The sequence below is a fragment of the Streptosporangium carneum genome, from assembly GCF_027922005.1.
Classification (GTDB): Bacteria; Actinomycetota; Actinomycetes; order Streptosporangiales; family Streptosporangiaceae; genus Streptosporangium; species Streptosporangium carneum.
The window spans coordinates 68,493-86,638 of record NZ_BSEV01000002.1; the positions used below are offsets into that span (position 1 = coordinate 68,493).

An 18,146-nucleotide genomic window follows, 5' to 3' on the forward strand; every position below is an offset into this window, starting at 1 on the left:
ATCATGACAATCCCGGAATGTCCTGGAGGGTCAGCCTCATACAGCGGCTGGAACCGAACGCTCAGCCACATCTCGTGTTCGCGCATCAGAGGTGTTCGGCGAGGAAGGCCGTGGTGGCCTCGACGGCGCGGGTGACGTGGGGTTCGGCGTCGTAGAGGTCGATGTGGAGCCGGGTGTCCAGCCAGACGATCCTCTTGGGCTCGTCCATACGCCGGTAGGCCTCCTCCGCGCCCTCCGGGGAGCAGAAGCGGTCGACCAGGCCGTGCACGATCAGGCCGGGCTTGGGCGACAGGAAGTCGGCGCCGGTCATGTTGTCCACGGTGATCAGCTCGCGGAGGGAGGCCCTGGTGACCTCGTTGCGCCAGTGCGGGGAGGCTCCGCGCTCGGTCCCGTAGTAGGCGAACGGCTCGTCGCCGGGCATGGCCGCCTCACCGTCCTCGGCCACGGCGGGGATGTACTCCACCGGCCCGCCCCGGTCCTGGCGCTCCAGCACGTCGGTGAAGGAGGCCAGCGCGTCCCGGTAGCCGCCCGCCATGGCGGCGCGCATGCCGTAGGGGTTGTTGTAGGCCCCGGCGATGCCCGCGAAGGCCCGGACGCGGGGGTCGAAGGCGGCGAACCTCAGCGCGTAGCCCGCGCCGAGGCAGATCCCGACCGCGCCGATCCTGTCGCCGTCCACCTCGGGGCGCGAGCGCAGCAGCGAGACCGCGGCCCGTAGGTCGTGCAGCTTGCCCTGCGGATCCTCGTGCCCGCGCGGCGTGCCGCCCGACTCGCCCCAGTTGCGGTGGTCGAAGGCCAGCGTCACGTATCCCGCCTCGGTCAGCCTGGCCGCGTACAGCCCGGTGACCTGGTCCCGCGTCCCGGTGAACGGCCCGGTCAGGACCAGCCCGGGACGCGGGCCCGCCTGGCTCGGAACCCGCAGGTCGCCGACGAGTGTGATGCCGTCGACGTCGAACTCGACCCTCTCGCTCATGCCCCCAGACTGTACGGCCCCGCGCACCGGACACCGAACGGAAGCCGGGGGGCACGGCACGGAGCACGAGGGACCACGAGGCGCGGGGAACGGACCGGCGCGTACGGCCCCGCGCCCCGGGGGCGGGGCCGCGAAGCCGTACGACGGGCACGGGCCCGATGACGACCGGACCGCCTACGCCCCGAGCCTCGCACGGACCGGCCGGGTCCGACCGGAACCGGCCGGCCGGGAACACCGACCGGGGCCGGCGAGAACCGGCCGGACCGGCGAGGACCCGGGACGCCCTAGGAGTCGAACCCGAGGCCCATCCGGTCGAGGGTGCGCAGCCAGAGGTTGCGGCGGCCCTGGTGGAGGTCGGCCTGGGCGATCGACCAGCGGGTCATCTGGATCCCGACCGAGCGGACCGGCTCGGGCGGGAACGGAAGCGGCTTCTCCTTGACCATCCGGAGCTCGGTCCGCTCGGTCCGCTCACCGGCGAGCAGGTCGAGCATGACGTTCGCCCCGAAGCGGGTCGCGCCGACTCCCATGCCGGTGTAGCCGACGGCGTAGGCGAGACGCCCGCCGTGCGACTGACCGTAGAAGGCGCTGAACCTGCTGCAGGTGTCGATGATGCCGCCCCACCTGTGGGTGAAGCGCAGACCGGACAGCTGGGGGAACGTCTCGAAGAAGTGTTCCGCCAGCTTGACGAAGGTCTCGTCGCGCTGTTCGTACTCCGGCTTGATCTTCCCGCCGTTGTAGTAGACCGCGTCGTAGCCGCCCCAGAGGATCCGGTTGTCCTCGGTCAGGCGGTAGTAGTGGAACTGGTTGGCCGAGTCGCCGACGCCCTGCCGGTTGTGCCAGCCGACGGAGGCGAGCTGCTCGGCCGAGAGCGGCTCGGTCATCAACGCGTAGTCGTAGACCGGCACCAGGAAGTGCTTCAGCCGCCGCAGCAGCGGCTGGAACACGCCGGTGCCGAGTGCGACCCTGCCCGCCCTGACGGTGCCGTGCGGGGTGAGCAGTTCCATGCTCGTCCCGGTGTCCCTCATGTGTCTGACCGGCGTGCGCTCGTAGACGCGCACGCCCAGGGAGAGACAGGCCTGTCTGAGCCCCCAGGCCAGCCGCGCGGGGTCGAGCATGGCGCAGCCGTCGCGCTCCCAGTGGCCTCCGATGTAGGTGGGCGAGTTCACCTCCGCCCTGACCTGGTCCCTGTCGAGGACGTCGAAGCGGACACCCAGGTCCCTGGCGACCTCGACGCTCTCGTTCATCTCCTCGAGCTGCCACGGCTCGGTGGCCACGTGCAGCTCGCCGGTGCGCTCGTAGCCGCAGTCGATGCCGTACCTGGCGACGGTCTGGCCGAGCTCGTCGAGGTTGGTCAGCCCCATGTGCTCCAGGGTGGCGATCTCCTCGGGCCAGCGCTCCAGGCCGTTGGCGATGCCGTGGGTGAGCGTCGCCATCGCGAAGCCGCCGTTGCGTCCCGAGGCCGCCCAGCCGATCTTGCGTCCCTCGATCAGGACCACGTCGAGCGACGGGTCTCGCTCCTTGGCCATCAGGGCGGTCCACAGCCCCGAGAAGCCTCCGCCGACCACCGCGAGGTCGGCGGTCGTGTTTCCGAAGAGCCGCGGCAGCGGCTCGGGTTTCGCCGGACTGTCGAGCCAGTACGGCTTGCGCTCCGCGTCAGCAAGAGCCTTCAGCGGATCCACAAATCTCACTTCCCTACGTGAGTCAAGGTGTTGTTGTGTGTATCGCGGGATCGTGAAGATCACGCGCGGGTTCCCCCCGCCTGAATCCGATCTCGCCTCCCTGTTCTCTGCCGAGGATCCTGGTACACCGAAGCCCCGCGTCACCCACCGGTGGCACGGGGCTTGACGGCAGCTAGGTGCGGCGGCGCGCGGTCACCGAGTTGGCCACGGCGATCGCGACGCCTACCGCGAATATAAGCGTTCCCATGATGTTGACCTGGGGCGGGATCCCGTTTCTCGTGGCGCCCCAGATCCACAGCGGGAACGTCTGGACGGTGCCGCTGGTGAACTGGGTGATCACGAAGTCGTCGATGGACAGCGCGAACGCCAGCAGCGCGCCCGAGACGACGCCGGGCAGGATCATCGGGAACGTCACCCGCCAGAACGTGGTCCAGGTGGACGCGCCCAGGTCCCTCGCGGCCTCCTCGACCGACCTGTCGAGCCCGATCACCCTGGCCCGCACGGTGATGGCCACGAAGGACAGCGAGAACAGCACGTGCGCGACGACCACGGTCACGAAGCCGGTGTCCACGCCGGTGCTGATGAACAGCGACAGCAGGGAGGCGCCCATGACCAGCTCGGGCGAGGCGATGGCGGCGAACAGCACCAGGTTGGTCGCGCCCTGCCCCCTGAACCGGTGGCGGCCGAGGGCCAGGCCCATGAGCGTGCCGAGCACCGTCGTGATCACCGTGGCGAGCAGGGCGATCCGCAGCGAGTTGAACACGGCCTCGGTCAGCTCGGGGTAGTCGCCGAGGCGGGTCCACCACCTGAGGGTGAACCCCTGCCAGGTGACGTTCGACTTGCTCCTGGTGTCGTTGAAGCCGAACACGACCATGACCGCGATCGGCAGGAACAGCCAGGCGATGACCAGCCAGACGTAGGCCTTGAGCAGCCGGTCGCCGAGCCTGGTCCTGGGACGCGCGGGCCCGCCCGCCGCCCGCTCCGCGACCGCGCTTTCCCGTACGCTCATCGGGCCGCCGCCTCCAGCACGTTCTCGGTGCCCAGCGCCCTGGCGTAGGCGAAGATGCCGATCAGCATCGCCGCCATCAGCGTGAACGACAGGGCCGACGCGACCGGGTAGTCCTGGTTGGTCAGGTACTCGATCTGGATGATGTTGCCGATCATCGTGTTCGCCGGGCCGCCGAGGATCCCGGCGTTGACGTAGTCCGCCGTCATCGGGACGAAGGTCATCAGCACCCCGGCGAACACGCCGGGCAGCGACAGCGGCAGCACGATCTTGGCGAACGCCTCCCGCTTGGAGGCGTAGAGGTCCTGGGCGGCCTCGATCACTCGGGGGTCGACCCGTTCGAGCGCCACGTAGATCGGCAGGATCATGAACGGCAGGTAGTTGTAGACCAGCCCGCCGATCACCGCGGTCGTGGTCTGCAGGATGTGGAAGTCGTCGGGCAGCAGGCCCGTCGACTTCAGCGGCGACAGCAGCAGGCCGTCGTCGGCCAGCAGGAACTTCCACGAGATCGTGCGCAGCACGAACGAGACGAAGAACGGCAGCAGCACCAGCAGCAGGTAGGTGGACTTGCGCGCGCCGCCCCTGAAGGCGATCCAGTAGGCCATCGGGTAGGCCATCGCCACGGAGACGACCGTGGCCACCAGGCCGTAGCCCACCGAGCGCAGGAACTGCGTCCGGTACTGCGCCAGGGCCTCGCCGTACACCGAGACGTTGAACGTCTGGACGAAGCCGTTGACGATGTCGCCCTCCTGGGTGGAGACCGAGGCCATGAAGACCATCGGCACCACCAGGAAGATCAACAACCACATGCCGCCGGGCAGGATGAGCAGGTAGGGGGTGAGGCGCTTCACCGGTGGCTCGCCGCTAACCCTGGGTGATCGGTTGGAAGATGGACTCGAGGACCTTCTCCTCGGCCGGGGTCAGCGGCTTGTAGGAGCGCAGCCTGGCCATGTCGGCCTCCGCGGGGTAGATCATCGGGCTGTTGGCCAGCTGCTCCAGGGAGGTCTTCTCGTCCCCGGACTTCGTGGCCGCGTCGGCCAGGACCAGGTCCTTGGTCGCGGGCACCGGGGTGATGTAGTTGATGGCCTCGACCAGCATGGTGGCGATCTTCGGCTGGTAGACGTAGTCCATCAGCGTCAGCGCGTCCACCGGGTTCTGCGCGGTCTTGGGGATGCACATGTTGTCCGTCCAGATCGTGCCGCCCTCCTGGGGGATCACGAACTTCAGGTCCTTGCCCTCGGCGACCTGCTGGAAGATGTCGCCCGACCAGGCCATGGTGATCCACAGGTCGCCCCTGGCGAGTGCGTCGACGTAGTCGTTCTCGTAGTACTTGCGCACGAGCCCGGCGTCGCGCTGCGCCTTGAGCTTCTCCCCCGCCTTCCGCCAGTCGGCCTCGGTCGCCTTGTCGGGGTCGACGCCCAGCGCGAACAGCCCGAAGTTGGCGATCTCCTGGCTGTCGGACATCATGCCGACCTTGCCCTTGTACTTGGGGTTGAAGAGGTCCTCGATGCTCTTGACCTCGTCGACGTACTTGGGGTTGTAGGCGATGCCGGTCAGGCCGACCGTCCACGGGATCGTGTGGGTGTTGTTCGGGTCCCAGATCGGGTTCTTGACCTTCTGGGCGGCGTTCGCGGCGAAGTTGGGCAGCTTGGAGTGGTCCAGCGGAACCAGGTAGCCCAGCTGGATCGCCCTGCCGAGGTGGATGCCGTTGGTCAGCACCATCAGGTCGTAGCCGATGTCGTTGCCCGCAGCGAGCAGCGGCTGGGCCTTGCCGAAGAACGACGGGTTGTCCTGGATGGCCTCCTGGTAGGTGACCTGGATGCCGGTGTCGGCGGTGAACATCTCCAGCGACGGGTACTTCTTGCCGTCCTTGTCGATGTACAGCGGCCAGTTGGCGAAGCGCAGGGTGCCGTTCTTCTTCTTCGAGGTCCAGTAGTCGGCGGCGGCGTCCTTCGAGGGGGCGGCGGCCTTCTTGCCCTGGATGCCGCAGCCCGCCAGGGCCAGGCCCGCGGCCGAGAGCCCGGCCAGTCGGAGGGCGTCGCGGCGGGTGACCGAGCGGCTCTGCGTCAGCCCGCGCAGAAAGGCCGGGTTCGTGCGAGGATCCATGACTTTACTCAACTTCCGATCGCGTACGAGTGGCGCGGCTGCCAGGACAGCCAGACGGCCTCGCCGCGCTCGGCCGTGCTCGTGCTGTCAAGCGCGTTCTGCTGAAAGACGGTGATCTCCGCGCCGTCGGCGAGGCGCACCGCGTAGCTGTTGTAGAGGCCCAGGTAGACGACCTCGGAGACGGTGCCGCGCACCGCGCTGACCTCGCCCCCCGGCTCCTCGGCGGAAATCGTGATCTTCTCGGGGCGCACGGTCACCGTGACGTCGTCTCCGGCCCTGTGCGCGTCTCCCGCCACCAGGATCCGGCCCTCGTCGCCCGCCCGAAGCACGGCGCAGCCGGAGGCGACCCGGTCGACGGTCCCGCCGAGCAGGTTGGAGGTGCCGATGAACCCGGCCACGAACGCGGTCGCGGGGCGTTCGTAGATCTCGCGGGGCGCGGCGAGCTGTTCGACCAGGCCGTCGTTCATGACGGCGATGCGGTCGCTCATGGTGAGCGCCTCGCTCTGGTCGTGGGTGACGTAGACGAAGGTGATGCCGACCTCGCGCTGGATCCGCTTGAGCTCGATCTGCATGGCCTGGCGGAGCTTGAGGTCGAGGGCGCCGAGCGGCTCGTCCAGCAGGAGCGCGCGGGGGTTGTTGACCAGGGCGCGGGCCAGGGCGACCCGCTGCTGCTGGCCGCCGGACATCTCCCTGGGGCGGCGCTTCTCGCGGCCTGTGAGGTCCACGATCTCCAGCATCTCGCCGACGCGGCGCTTGATCTCGGCCGCGGCCACCTTCTTGCGTCTGAGGCCGAAGGCGACGTTCTCCCAGACGTTCATGTGCGGGAACAGCGCGTAGGACTGGAAGACCATGTTCACGTCGCGCTTGTTGGGGGGGACGTCGGTGACGTCCTGGCCGTGCAGCCGCACCGTGCCCCGCGACGGGTCCTCGAAACCGGCGATCATGCGCATGGTGGTCGTCTTGCCGCAGCCGGAGGGCCCGAGGAGCGAGAAGAACTCGCCCTCGGAGATGGTCATCGTGATCCCCTTGACCGCCTGGACGACCTCGCCGTGGGCGAGATACTCCTTGACGACTCCGGCGAGTTCGATGGCGGGCACCGGGGGTGAGTCGGGGGCGGGGGCAGTGGCCGCCGCCCCCGCCGCTCCTTCTGTGCCCGCCTGGATTTCGGTCATTCCAGGCTTATCCCTCTGTTCGCGGCTATTCGCCGATGTAGTGCATAACGTGCTTAACGCGAAGGTAGTCGTGAAGGCCGAAAACCGACAGGTCCTTACCGTACCCGGAGTGCTTGAAACCTCCGTGCGGCATCTCGGAGACGAACGGGATGTGGGTGTTCACCCACACGACGCCGAAGTCGAGACGCTTCGAGACCCGCATCGCCCTGCCGTGGTCGGAGGTCCAGACCGAGCTGGACAGGCCGTACCTGACGCCGTTGGCCTTGGCGACCGCGTCGGCCTCGTCGGAGAAGGTCTGGACGGTGATGACCGGCCCGAAGACCTCGTTCTGCACCATCTCGTCGTCCTGCTGGAGGCCGTCCACGACGGTCGGGGCGAAGAAGTAACCCTTGTCGCCGACCTGGTGGCCGCCGGTCAGCACCTTGGCGTGGCCCGGGACCCGCTCGAAGAAGCCCGCGACCCTGGCCAGCTGGGCGGCGTTGTTGAGCGGGCCGTACAGGGCGTCCTCGTCGGCCAGGTCGCCGGTCACGGTGTTCGCCGCCGCCTCGGTGAGCGCGGTGACGAACTCGTCGTGGACGTCCTCGTGGACCAGCACCCGGCAGGCCGCGGTGCAGTCCTGGCCCGCGTTGTACAGCCCCGCGGTCGCGATGGCCTCGGCGGCCGCCTTGAGGTCCCTGACGTCGTCGAAGACCACGACGGGGGCCTTGCCACCCAGCTCCAGGTGGACCCGCTTGAGGTCCTCGGCCGCCGACCTGGCCACGGCCATGCCCGCGCCGACCGAACCGGTGATCGCGACCATCTGGGCGGTCGGGTGGCCCACGACGAGGGCGCCGGTCTCCCGGTCGCCGACGACGACGTTGAAGACGCCCTTCGGCAGGATCTCACCGATGATCTCGGCCAGCTTGACCGTGGAGACCGGGGTGGTGTCCGAGGGCTTGAGCACGACGGTGTTGCCGGCGGCGAGCGCGGGGGCGATCTTCCAGACCGCCATCATCATCGGGTAGTTCCAGGGCGTGACCTGGCCGATGACGCCGATCGGCTCGTGCCTGATGACGGAGGTGTGGTCGGCGAGGAACTCGCCGGACGTCGGCCCCTCGAGCGTGCGCGCCGCGCCCGCGAAGAACCGGAAGTGGTCGGCGGCGACCGGGGTCTCGTCCTCGGCCATGCGGGCGCGCGGCTTACCGGTGTTGAGGCACTCGGCCTCGTTCAGCTCCTCGGCCCTGGCGTCGATGGCGTCGGCGACCTTGAGCAGCAGGTTGGCGCGTTCTCCCGGTGTGGTCTGGCTCCACGCCTCGAAGGCGGCGGCCGCCGCGGCGTAGGCCGCGTCGACGTCCTCGGGACCGGACACGGGCGCCTGGAGATAGGCCTGCCCGGTGCAGGGATCGACGACGTCGGAGAATCGTCCGCTCCTGGCGTCCACGAGCTCACCGTTGACGTAGTTTCGCAGGCGGGCGAGTTCACGGTTCTCAACCGGGGTGGTCACCGTTGACCTCCTAGTGCTTTGGGGCTGAGTTGTCGCGACTCTTACAGAGTAGAGATCGCAGGACAAGGGATTTCGTTGTTAAGATACCAAATTGCTACGAAATCGCTTGACAGAGACCCGAGAACTGACAGCATGTCGCCTCGGGGCCGCGAGATCGCGGCGACATCCACGCACCATGACGCCAGGGAGCGCGCATGACGACGCCACCCAAGGTACGCCGCGACAACGACGGCAGACCCGGTCCGGTCGTCCTCGACGAGATCTCCAAAAAGATCATCGAGCAGTTGCAGTCGGACGGGCGCAAGCCGTACGCCGCGATCGGAAAGGCCGTCGGCCTGTCCGAGGCCGCCGTGCGCCAGCGGGTCCAGCGGCTGATCGACGGCGGCGTCATGCAGATCGTCGCGGTCACCGACCCGCTGACCCTCGGCTTCCCCCGCCAGGCGTTGATCGGCATCAAGTGCGAGGGCGACCTGGAGGCGGTCGCCGACGAGCTGTCGGCCATCGCGGAGATCGACTACGTCGTCCTGACCGCCGGATCGCTGGACATCATGGTCGAGACGGTCTGCGAGAGCGACCAGCACCTGCTGGAGATCCTGGGAAAGATCCGCGCCATCCCCGCGGTCCGCGGCACCGAGACGTTCGTCTACCTCAAGCTCCACAAACAGACCTACTCCTGGGGCACCCGCTGACCCTCCGCCTCCGGCCCGCCGCCCCCGGCCCGCCGCGCCTCGGGGGGCGGACGCCGTACGGCCCGCGTGAGCCGTCCGGCTCCGTGTCCGGCGGCCACGAGAACGCCCGAGGGCGGAGAGAGAACTCCCACCGCACCTTCTGTTAACTTTATTTCCTGATCGCTACCGTTTCCCCTGGCGACAATGGGATGGAAACGGGTGATCACGGTAGTGTTACCAGCCATGCGGCTCTCGAAGGTGTCCTTCCGATACTCCCGCCGCGGTCCCTGGGTTCTGCGGGACGTCGAGCTCGCGATCCGCCCCGGTTCCGTCGTCGAGGTCACCGGCCGCAACGGCGCGGGCAAGTCCACCCTGCTGCGCCTGCTGGCGGGGATCGTCCCGCCCTCCAAGGGGTCGATCTCCGAACGGCCCCGCGTCGTCGGCTACGCCCCCGACGTCTTCCCCGTCGACCAGCCGTTCACCGTCACCGCCTACCTGACCCACATGGCCAGGATCCGCGGCGTCTCCCCCGGCGCCATGGAGCGGCTGGCCGAGAGGCTGGACGCCGCCCACCTGCTGGAGCAGCCGCTCGGCGACCTGTCGAAGGGCAGCGCGCAGAAGATCGGCCTGATCCAGTCGCTGCTGGCCCCGCCGGGTCTGCTGATCCTGGACGAGCCCTTCGCCGGACTGGACGCCCACACCCGCACGGAACTCCCGGTGATCATCGGTGAGGTCGCGGCGGCGGGCGGGATCGTCGTGGTGAGCGACCACCAGAACCAGCTGGAGAACTTCCCCGGAGCCGACCACTGGCTGGTCGCGGGCGGCACCGTGGCCGTCGAAGCCGGGGAACGCCTCCGGCAGGCGGTCATCGAGGTGCTCGTCGACGCCGAACATGCCGACGAGGTCGAACAGAAACTCCGCGCCGACGGCTACACGACCAGGCGGACCGCATGACCGCCCGACGCCTGCCACGGCACACGACCCGGAGAGGCGAATGATCCCCCTCGTCCGCTTCAAACTGGCCGCGTACGCACGGTCACACCGCCTGCTCCAGCCCATGATCGGGCTGGTCGCAATGCTGATCATCTTCTACTCGTCGACGGTCCCCCCGGGCAAGGAGCTGCCCTCGTACGGCGACTCGGCCGGACTGCTGATCATCGTCTTCGCCTGGGCCGCCCGCGGGCTGCTCGACACCGAGCCCCCGACGCAGAGACTGATCTCCATGACCGCCGCGGGCCGCCCGAGCCGGGAGATCGTGGGAGGTCTGCTCGCCGCGCTCGTCGTCAACGTCGGCATGGCGGCGTTCGCGGTCGCGCTGCCCCTGGTCATCGGCTTCAGCGCCTTTCCCGGCCCCGGCGACCTGGCGCTCGGCATCGCGCTGCACCTGCTCGGGCTGAGCGTCGGAACCGCACTCGGCGCGCTCTCCAGCATGCCGATCGTGCTCTCCCCCGGCACCTCGATGATCGCCCTGTTCGGCGGCTACCTGGCCATGCTGCTGCTCAGCCTCACCCCGTTCGGCGGTTTCCTGGTGCCGATCATGCCGTGGATGCGGGCGGCGAACACCGGCACACTCGGCGCGGTCCTGCCCCAGATCGCCGCGGCGACGCTCCTGTGGACCGCGGTGGGCATGGCCGCCTACCTACGGCTGCGCCGCAACCGCCCCTGAGAGCCACGAGCCGCCTCACAGGCACGGCAGGGCGTGACGGCGCTCGGCGCGGGCCCGGGAGCGCTCGTCGCGGGGCGGCAAGGCGTGGCGGCGCTCGCGGCGCGGGCCCGGGGAGCGCTCGTCGCGGGGGCGGCCGGGAGGACGGCGGGAGGCGGCCGCCGGGGGCGCAGCCGTACGGTCCCGCCGCGAAGGGCTACTCGGCGGCGGCGAGCTGGCCGCAGGCTCCGTCGATCTCCCTGCCCCGGGTGTCGCGGACGGTCACCGGGACGCCGTGGAACTCCAGGCGGCGGACGAAGGCCCGTTCGTCCTCGGGGCGGGAGGCGGTCCACTTGGAGCCCGGGGTCGGGTTGAGCGGGATCAGGTTGACGTGCACGAGCTTGTTCTTGATCAGCTTGCCGAGCAGGTCGGCCCGCCACTCCTGGTCGTTGATGTCCTTGATCAGGGCGTACTCGATGGAGACGCGGCGCTTGGTCCTGGCCGCGTAGTCCCAGGCGGCGTCGAGGACCTCGGCGACCTTCCAGCGGGTGTTGATCGGCACCAGCGTGTCGCGGAGCTCGTCGTCCGGCGCGTGCAGGGAGAGCGCCAGCGTCACCGGCAGCCCCTCGTCGGCGAGCTTGCCGATCGCCGGCACCAGGCCGACCGTTGAGACGGTGATGCCGCGGGCGGAGATGCCCAGCCCCTCAGGAGCGGGCTCGACCATCCTGCGCACCGCGCCGACCACGGCCTTGTAGTTGGCCAGCGGCTCGCCCATGCCCATGAAGACGACGTTGCTGACCCGCCCGGGACCGCCGGGGACCTGGTTCGCGGCCAGGGCACGCGCTCCGGCGACGACCTGCTCGACGATCTCGGCGGTGGTCATGTTGCGGGTCAGGCCCGCCTGGCCCGTGGCGCAGAACGGGCAGTTCATGCCGCAGCCCGCCTGGGAGGAGACACACATGGTCGTCCGGTCGGTGTAGCGCATCAGGACGGACTCGACCAGCGCGCCGTCGAACAGCCGCCACAACGTCTTACGGGTGGTGCCCGCGTCGGTCGTCATCTCCCTGACCGAGGTGAGCAACGTGGGGAACAGCGCGGTGGCGAACTTCTCCCTGGCCGCGGCGGGCAGGTCCGTCATGAGCCGCGGATCGCCGTTGAGCTTCTCGAAGTAGTGCCGGGAGAGCTGGTCGGCACGGAACGGCTTCTCGCCCAGCTCGGCGACCGCGGCCCTGCGCTCGGCCATGGTCAGGTCGGCCAGGTGGCGCGCGGGCTTGGCCCGGCGGGGCGCCACGAAGGTGAGCTGGCCGGGGGCGGGAGCCCCGCTCTGGCTGGCAGTCGACACGTCCAAAGCCTTCTCTCAACGGTTACGCGAATACTCGAATAGGCGGAGCGGCGCTCGCCACTGATCTAGAGTCCGGAGGTATGGCGACAATCCGCTCCACAGGCGAGCGGGGAGACGGCGTCGAGATCGTGTTCACCGACGTCAATCCCTACGGGAGCCGCACACTGGTGGTCGAACGCGACGAGGCCTCCTCGGTAGCTTACCTGTGCGGACCCCAGGGCACGGTGCACGGAGCCGTATGGCTGGCCAACCACGGCCCCGCTCCGGAGACGATCGATCTGGGCCGCCTCGACTCCGAGCTCCCCCCTGTGGCTCCCAGGGCCAACACCCGGCACCCCGAAGGCAGGCCGCCGCTGGGCGACCTGCGCCCACTGTGGTTCGAGGAGGGCGACGGCGTCGCCCTGTACGAGAACGACGAGCTGCTCGCGGTCATTCCTGGCTGGGCCGACATGAGCCGCGGCATGCCGGGCTACTGCCTGGAGGCCGTGGGCGAGTCCCCGTTCGCCTGGTCGCTCGAGGAGGCCCTCGAAGGCCTGGCCCCCCGACTGGAAAGGGCACGCGCCTACTGGGACTGGCGCGGCGGCGACGGATCCTGGGCGACGTTCCAGCAGTTCGTGATGGGCCACCTGGACCGGACCGCCGGGATGGCGGGCAGGTTCTGGGACGCGGGCGGCGAGCGGCTGCCCACGGTCGGCATCACCGAACGGCCGCCCGAGGGGGACCGGGAGTACACCATCCTGTCCACGGTGGGGATGAGCTGCCAGCCGATGCCCACCGTCGAGCAGTACATCGAACGCCCTGAGGCCCACGCCCGGGTCGAGCTGGCCGTCGCCACCCCCGGCGACGCGCGCGACGCGGCACGGCTCTTCCTGTGGCTGGCCCAGTACCCCTGGCATTCGGTCACCTGGCTGGGGCACGGACACACCGCGAAGTGGTACCACCGCCCTGAGACGTTCCCGCTCGGCTCCGCCTACAGCGGCGTCATCATGCTGACCGGCCTGCCCGGACTGCCCGACCTGTCGGGCTTCGTCTTCGGCGGGGACGCCGTGCAGTGGCTGTGGCTGATCCCCGTCACCGCGGAGGAGCTGCACCTGGTCGCGGAGTCGGGCTATCGCGCGCTGCTCCCCCGCCTTTCGGCCGCCCGGCTCACCGGGACGCCCCCCGGGACAGGATGAACCGGCCTCGACTCACCGGACCCACATGGGCCGGGGCCCGCACCGGCCCCGAGGCGCGGCTCGCACCGGCCTCACACCGCTTCACACCGGTGCCTCACACCAGCAGGGTGAGCAGGGCCCAGACCGGAATCAGCGCCGCGACGAGAGAGTCGAGGCGGTCCATGAGGCCGCCGTGCCCCGGCAGCACGCTGCCCATGTCCTTGACGCCGAGATCCCGCTTGATCACCGACTCGACGAGGTCCCCGAGCGTGGCGAAGACCACCGCGACCGCGCCGATCAGCACGCCCTTCCAGACGGCGTCCTCCAGCAGCCACGCCACCAGCCAGCCGCCGACGGCCATGCACGCCAGGGCGGAGCCCGCGAAGCCCTCCCAGGTCTTCTTCGGGCTGATCAGCGGCGACATCTTGTGCCTGCCGAAGGAGATGCCCGCGAAGTATCCGCCGATGTCGCTCGCGGCCGTGGTGGCGATGAACACGACCACCCGGTCCGGCCCCTGGTCGGGGTTGGCGAGCAGGAGCGCCACGAATCCGGCGAGCAGCGAGGGATAGACGGTGACCAGGACGGTCGCGGAGATGTCGCGGACGTAGCCTTCCGTCCCCTGGAACATCCGCCAGATCATCAGCACGAGCACGGTCATCGCGAAGACGCCGACCAGCCACGCGGGACCGTCCTGCCCGCCCCAGTAGGCGCCGCAGATCATGGCCGTCATCCCGACCAGGACCGGGATCGTCGGAACGGTGATGTCCCTGGCCTCGAACGACTTGACGAGCTCCGTCACGCCAATGCCGACCGCCGCGACCAGCACGGCCAGGAAGAGCCACTCGACGAGGTAGAGGGAGGCGATGATGACCACCCCCAGGCCTGCGCCCACCGCGATCGCGGCAGGAAGATTCCGGCCGGTACGGCTACCGCCCGCCGCAGATTCCAAGAGGTCCTACTCTCATACGCAAAATCCTTGCCCCGCGCGGGAAGGCCCGGGCGGGACAAGGATCACGGGCTCAGACTTCGAGCAGCTCGGCTTCCTTGTGCTTGAGCAGCTCGTCGATCTTGGCTACGTGCCTCTGAGTGAGGTCGTCGAGCTCCTTCTCCGCGCGACGCACCTCGTCCTCACCGGCCTCGCCGTCCTTGACCATCTTGTCGAGGGTCTCCTTGGCGTGGCGGCGGATGTTGCGGATGGAGACCCTGGACTGCTCCGCCTTGCCCCGGGCGACCTTGATGTACTCCTTGCGGCGCTCCTCCGACAGCTCGGGGAAGGCCACGCGGATGACCTGGCCGTCGTTGCCCGGGTTGACACCCAGGTCGGAGTTGCGGATCGCCTTCTCGATCGCGGCCATCGAACCCTTGTCAAAGGGCTGGATGACGACCATGCGAGCCTCGGGGACGTGGAACGAGGCCAGCTGCTGAATGGGCGTGAGAGCCCCGTAGTACTCAGCGCTGATCTTGTTGAACATCGACGGGGTGACTCGGCCCGTGCGAATGCCGGCGAAGTCGTCCTTCGCCACGGACACGGCCTTCTCCATCTTTTCTTCGGCTTCGAAGAGAGTTTCGTCAATCACAGCGGCTCCCTGCCTTCTCGGTCACTCACCATTCCACACTCGCATCGCGGAACGCCGTCCCGCCGGAGGAGCACCTCCAGCCGTGCCGCCCCCGCTCCGCTCGCCGTGGTCAGGCTCGTTCCCCGTCTCTTGGGTCACTCACCCTCCCCGCTCACTCCACGGGAGACTCCTGCGTCGCCTACCGCTTCGCTCGCTGCGTCAGGTTCGCTCCCTATTTCCCTGCCGGACTCACCAGCGTGCCGATCTTCTCACCGCGCACCGCCCGCAGGATGTTGCCCTCCCCCATGAGGTCGAAGACCACGATGGGCAGGCCGTTGTCCATGCACAGGCTGATGGCGGTGGCGTCCATGACACCGAGACCGCGGGTCAGCACCTCACCATATTCGAGGTGATCGAAGCGGACGGCGTCGGGGTTCTTTCGGGGGTCCGCGTCGTAGACGCCGTCCACCTGGGTGCCCTTGAGCAGTGCTTCGGCGCCGACCTCCAGCGCACGCTGGGCGGCGCAGGTGTCGGTGGAGAAGAACGGCGAGCCGAGCCCGGCCCCGAAGATGACCACGCGCCCCTTCTCCAGGTGGCGGATGGCGCGACGGGGCAGGAAGGGCTCGGCGACCTGCTGCATGGTGATCGCCGTCTGGACGCGGGTGTCGATGCCGCGCTTCTCCAGGAAGTCCTGAAGGGCCAGGCAGTTGATGACCGTGCCGAGCATGCCCATGTAGTCGGCCCTGGCGCGGTCCATGCCGCGTTCGGACATGGCCGCGCCGCGGAACATGTTTCCGCCGCCGACCACGACCGCGACCTGGACGCCCTTGCGGACCGCCTCGGCGATCGAGTCGGCCAGGTGGCCGACGACGCCGGGGGCGATGCCCAACGGCTCACCGCCGGCGAAGGCCTCGCCGGACAGTTTCAACATGACGCGCTTCCAGCGAAGCGGGCCCGCATACGACGAAACCGCCGACGTAGCGGGTTCTGAGTTCTCCTGCACGGCGGCGGCCTCCTCGTTTTAGCGCGCTGATGAGAGAAGCTGGGTCAAGCCTAAGCCTGGCCGACCTTGAAGCGGACGAAGGCCTGGACCTGAACGCCGTTCTCGCCGGCGAACTTCGCCACGGTCTTCTTGTTGTCCTTGACGAAGGCCTGCTCAAGCAGGGTGAAGTCCTTGTACCAGCCGTTGATGCGACCATCGACGATCTTGGCGATGGCGGCCTCGGGCTTGCCCTCCTCGCGGGTCATCTCCTCGAAGAGCGCACGCTCCTTCTCGATGACGTCGGCGGGAACCTCGGCGGGGTTGAGGTACTTCGGAGCCATCGCGGCGGCGTGCTGCGCGATGTCCTTGGCGACCTCGGCGTTGGCGCTGTCGAGCTGGACCAGCACGCCGACGGCCGGCGGAAGCTGCGGGTCGGTCTTGTGCATGTAGGCGCCGATGAAGCCACCCTCGAGCACCGCGAACCGGCGGATCTCGATCTTCTCGCCGAGCGCGGCGTTGGCCTCGTCCAGCTGCTCCTTGACGGACTTGCCGTCGAGGACGGACTCCAGCAGGGAGGGCACGTCGGCGGGCTTGGTGGCCAGGATGTGCGTGACGACCTGGGCCGCGAGCTCCTGGAAACGCTCACCCTTGGCGACGAAGTCGGTCTCGCAGTTGAGCTCGAGCAGCGCGGCGGCGGAGTCGCCGTCCTGCTTGAGGGCGACCAGGCCGTTGGAGGCGGTGCGAGCCTCGCGCTTGCCGACGTCCTTGGCGCCCTTGAGACGCAGGAGCTCGACGGCGCGGTCGAAGTCGCCCTCGGACTCCTCAAGAGCCTTCTTGCAGTCCATCATGCCGGCGGCGGTCAGCTCACGAAGCCGCTTGACGTCGGCCATGTTCACGGAAGCCATTGTCTTTTCCTCGTGGGGATCATCACTGATCTCAGAAGTCGGCATGAGATCAGGTGGCTGGGTGGATCGGGTGGGCGCCCCTGTGACGAGCGCGCCCACCCGGAAAAGAGCCTTGCGGGTCGTACGGCTGCGCCGTACGAGAGAGGCCTAGGCCTGCTTGTCGTCGGCCTCGGCGGCCGGAGCGGCGGCCTCGGCGTCGGCGTCGTTCTCGGCGACCGGGGCGGCGGCCTCAGCCTCAGCCTCAGCCTCGGCGACCGGAGCGGCGGCCTCAGCGGCCGGGGCAGCGGCCTCGGCGGCCGGGGCGTTCTCGGCGCCCGCGAGCAGCTCCTGCTCCCACTCGGCCAGCGGCTCGGCGCCACCGGCGACGGCCGGCTTGTCGTCGCCGCGGCTGACACCGGCGCGGGCCATGAGGCCGGCGGCGACGGCGTCGGCGACGACGCGGGTCAGCAGGCCGACGGCGCGGATGGCGTCGTCGTTACCCGGGATCGGGTAGTCGACCTCGTCCGGGTCACAGTTGGTGTCGAGGATCGCGACGACCGGGATGTTGAGCTTACGGGCCTCGCTGATCCCGATGTGCTCCTTCTTGGTGTCGACGACCCACACCGCGCTGGGCACGCGGGACATGTCGCGGATGCCGCCGAGGGTGCGCTCCAGCTTCTCCTTCTCGCGGCGGCGCATGAGGAGCTCCTTCTTGGTGAGCCCCGAGCCGGCCACGTTGTCGAAGTCGAGCTCCTCGAGCTCCTTCAGACGCTGGAGCCTCTTGTGCACGGTGGAGAAGTTGGTGAGCATGCCACCCAGCCAGCGCTGGTTGACGTACGGCATGCCGACGCGCGCGGCCTGCTCGGCGATGGCCTCCTGGGCCTGCTTCTTCGTGCCGATGAACATGATCGTGCCGCCGTGCGCGACGGTCTCCTTGACGAAGTCGTAGGCCCTGTCGATGTAGGACAGCGACTTCTGGAGGTCGATGATGTAGATGCCGTTGCGCTCGGTGAAGATGAAGCGCTTCATCTTCGGGTTCCAGCGACGGGTCTGGTGGCCGAAGTGGACGCCGCTCTCGAGCAGCTGTCGCATGGTGACGACGGGGGTGGACATGTGATTGTCCTCCAGGTCGGAGCGCCCATCGCTGGGCGCTGTTCTCGGTTTGGCGCGGCGGTCCTCGACCGCCGCCCTGATGCTCCGAACCGACTCCAGCCGGGCTCTCACCCGGACCGAGGGGACGGTTCTTGACGGGGCATGCGAAGTCGGCCCGCACGTGGCAGGCCATCGAAAAGTGTACCCTCAGCCAGGCCTCACGCTGACCTCAGCGCGTCAACCGGCCCCTGCCTGTCGCGAGGAAACCCCACACGGTCCCCGAACGACACACCGCCCCCACCCCCCGCACCCCTCACCCGCCGCGACGCCTCCCCCCGCCCTTCCCGTCCCGGCACCATGGGCCCCACGACCCTCACAGCCGCGCCCCGCGCCCCCACACCCCCAAGACG

Annotated in this window: 17 protein-coding genes; 4 read left to right on the forward strand and 13 right to left on the reverse strand. The window is 69.1% G+C overall.

The window, feature by feature from the left end:
• Positions 1–85 precede the first annotated feature (85 nt).
• The 7 genes from PKF00_RS06340 to PKF00_RS06370 form a co-directional block, all read right to left on the reverse strand.
• Positions 86–970 carry an alpha/beta hydrolase gene (locus PKF00_RS06340; protein WP_271216424.1) on the reverse strand — a complete coding sequence of 295 codons (885 nt, stop codon included), beginning with the start codon at positions 968–970 and terminating at the stop codon, positions 86–88.
• Between the two features lie 284 nt (positions 971–1,254).
• Entirely contained in the window at positions 1,255–2,649 is a 1,395-nt protein-coding gene (locus PKF00_RS06345) for an NAD(P)/FAD-dependent oxidoreductase (protein ID WP_271217023.1), read from the reverse strand.
• A gap of 172 nt (positions 2,650–2,821) precedes the next feature.
• Positions 2,822–3,658, reverse strand: a complete 837-nt coding sequence (locus PKF00_RS06350; RefSeq protein ID WP_271216425.1) for an ABC transporter permease — start codon at positions 3,656–3,658, stop codon at positions 2,822–2,824.
• Positions 3,655–4,506, reverse strand: coding sequence for an ABC transporter permease (locus PKF00_RS06355; protein ID WP_271216426.1), 852 nt, complete (start codon positions 4,504–4,506; stop codon positions 3,655–3,657). The genes PKF00_RS06350 and PKF00_RS06355 overlap by 4 nt, the downstream gene beginning before the upstream one ends.
• A gap of 13 nt (positions 4,507–4,519) precedes the next feature.
• Entirely contained in the window at positions 4,520–5,761 is a 1,242-nt protein-coding gene (locus PKF00_RS06360) for an ABC transporter substrate-binding protein (RefSeq protein WP_271216427.1), read from the reverse strand.
• A gap of 8 nt (positions 5,762–5,769) precedes the next feature.
• Positions 5,770–6,933 (reverse strand): ABC transporter ATP-binding protein, encoded by a 1,164-nt coding sequence (locus PKF00_RS06365; RefSeq protein ID WP_271216428.1) that lies wholly within the window; start codon positions 6,931–6,933, stop codon positions 5,770–5,772.
• A gap of 25 nt (positions 6,934–6,958) precedes the next feature.
• Positions 6,959–8,416: a gamma-aminobutyraldehyde dehydrogenase gene (locus PKF00_RS06370; RefSeq protein WP_271216429.1), complete on the reverse strand. Its 1,458-nt coding sequence runs from the start codon at positions 8,414–8,416 to the stop codon at positions 6,959–6,961.
• A 194-nt stretch (positions 8,417–8,610) separates the two neighbouring features.
• Here PKF00_RS06370 and PKF00_RS06375 point away from each other — a divergent pair, with 194 nt between their 5' ends.
• From PKF00_RS06375 to PKF00_RS06385, 3 genes are all read left to right on the forward strand, one after another.
• On the forward strand, positions 8,611–9,105 hold the full coding sequence (locus PKF00_RS06375; protein WP_271216430.1) for an Lrp/AsnC family transcriptional regulator: 495 nt from the start codon (positions 8,611–8,613) through the stop codon (positions 9,103–9,105).
• 222 nt (positions 9,106–9,327) lie between these two features.
• Complete coding sequence (locus PKF00_RS06380) at positions 9,328–10,038, forward strand: ABC transporter ATP-binding protein (RefSeq protein WP_271216431.1); 711 nt, start codon at positions 9,328–9,330, stop codon at positions 10,036–10,038.
• Between the two features lie 40 nt (positions 10,039–10,078).
• Positions 10,079–10,750 carry a hypothetical protein gene (locus PKF00_RS06385; protein ID WP_271216432.1) on the forward strand — a complete coding sequence of 224 codons (672 nt, stop codon included), beginning with the start codon at positions 10,079–10,081 and terminating at the stop codon, positions 10,748–10,750.
• 193 nt (positions 10,751–10,943) lie between these two features.
• Here the strand turns inward: PKF00_RS06385 and rlmN are convergent, their stop codons facing one another.
• Positions 10,944–12,068: a dual-specificity RNA methyltransferase RlmN gene (gene rlmN, locus PKF00_RS06390; RefSeq protein WP_271216433.1), complete on the reverse strand. Its 1,125-nt coding sequence runs from the start codon at positions 12,066–12,068 to the stop codon at positions 10,944–10,946.
• A gap of 80 nt (positions 12,069–12,148) precedes the next feature.
• Between rlmN and PKF00_RS06395 the strand changes: the two genes are divergently transcribed.
• Positions 12,149–13,243: a suppressor of fused domain protein gene (locus tag PKF00_RS06395; protein WP_271216434.1), complete on the forward strand. Its 1,095-nt coding sequence runs from the start codon at positions 12,149–12,151 to the stop codon at positions 13,241–13,243.
• Positions 13,244–13,337: 94 nt separating this feature from the next.
• On the opposite strand, the gene PKF00_RS06400 is transcribed toward PKF00_RS06395, so the two are convergent.
• The 5 genes from PKF00_RS06400 to rpsB form a co-directional block, all read right to left on the reverse strand.
• Complete coding sequence (locus PKF00_RS06400; protein WP_271216435.1) at positions 13,338–14,114, reverse strand: phosphatidate cytidylyltransferase; 777 nt, start codon at positions 14,112–14,114, stop codon at positions 13,338–13,340.
• 127 nt (positions 14,115–14,241) lie between these two features.
• The gene (gene frr, locus PKF00_RS06405; protein ID WP_271216436.1) at positions 14,242–14,799 is read right to left on the reverse strand and encodes a ribosome recycling factor; all 558 of its coding nucleotides are present in this window, start codon (positions 14,797–14,799) and stop codon (positions 14,242–14,244) included.
• A 211-nt stretch (positions 14,800–15,010) separates the two neighbouring features.
• Entirely contained in the window at positions 15,011–15,709 is a 699-nt protein-coding gene (pyrH, locus tag PKF00_RS06410) for a UMP kinase (protein WP_271216437.1), read from the reverse strand.
• A 122-nt stretch (positions 15,710–15,831) separates the two neighbouring features.
• Positions 15,832–16,665 (reverse strand): translation elongation factor Ts, encoded by an 834-nt coding sequence (gene tsf / locus PKF00_RS06415; protein ID WP_271216438.1) that lies wholly within the window; start codon positions 16,663–16,665, stop codon positions 15,832–15,834.
• Positions 16,666–16,812: 147 nt separating this feature from the next.
• A complete protein-coding gene (gene rpsB / locus PKF00_RS06420; RefSeq protein WP_271216439.1) occupies positions 16,813–17,757 on the reverse strand; it encodes a 30S ribosomal protein S2 in 945 nt (314 codons plus the stop codon).
• Positions 17,758–18,146: the final 389 nt, after the last annotated feature.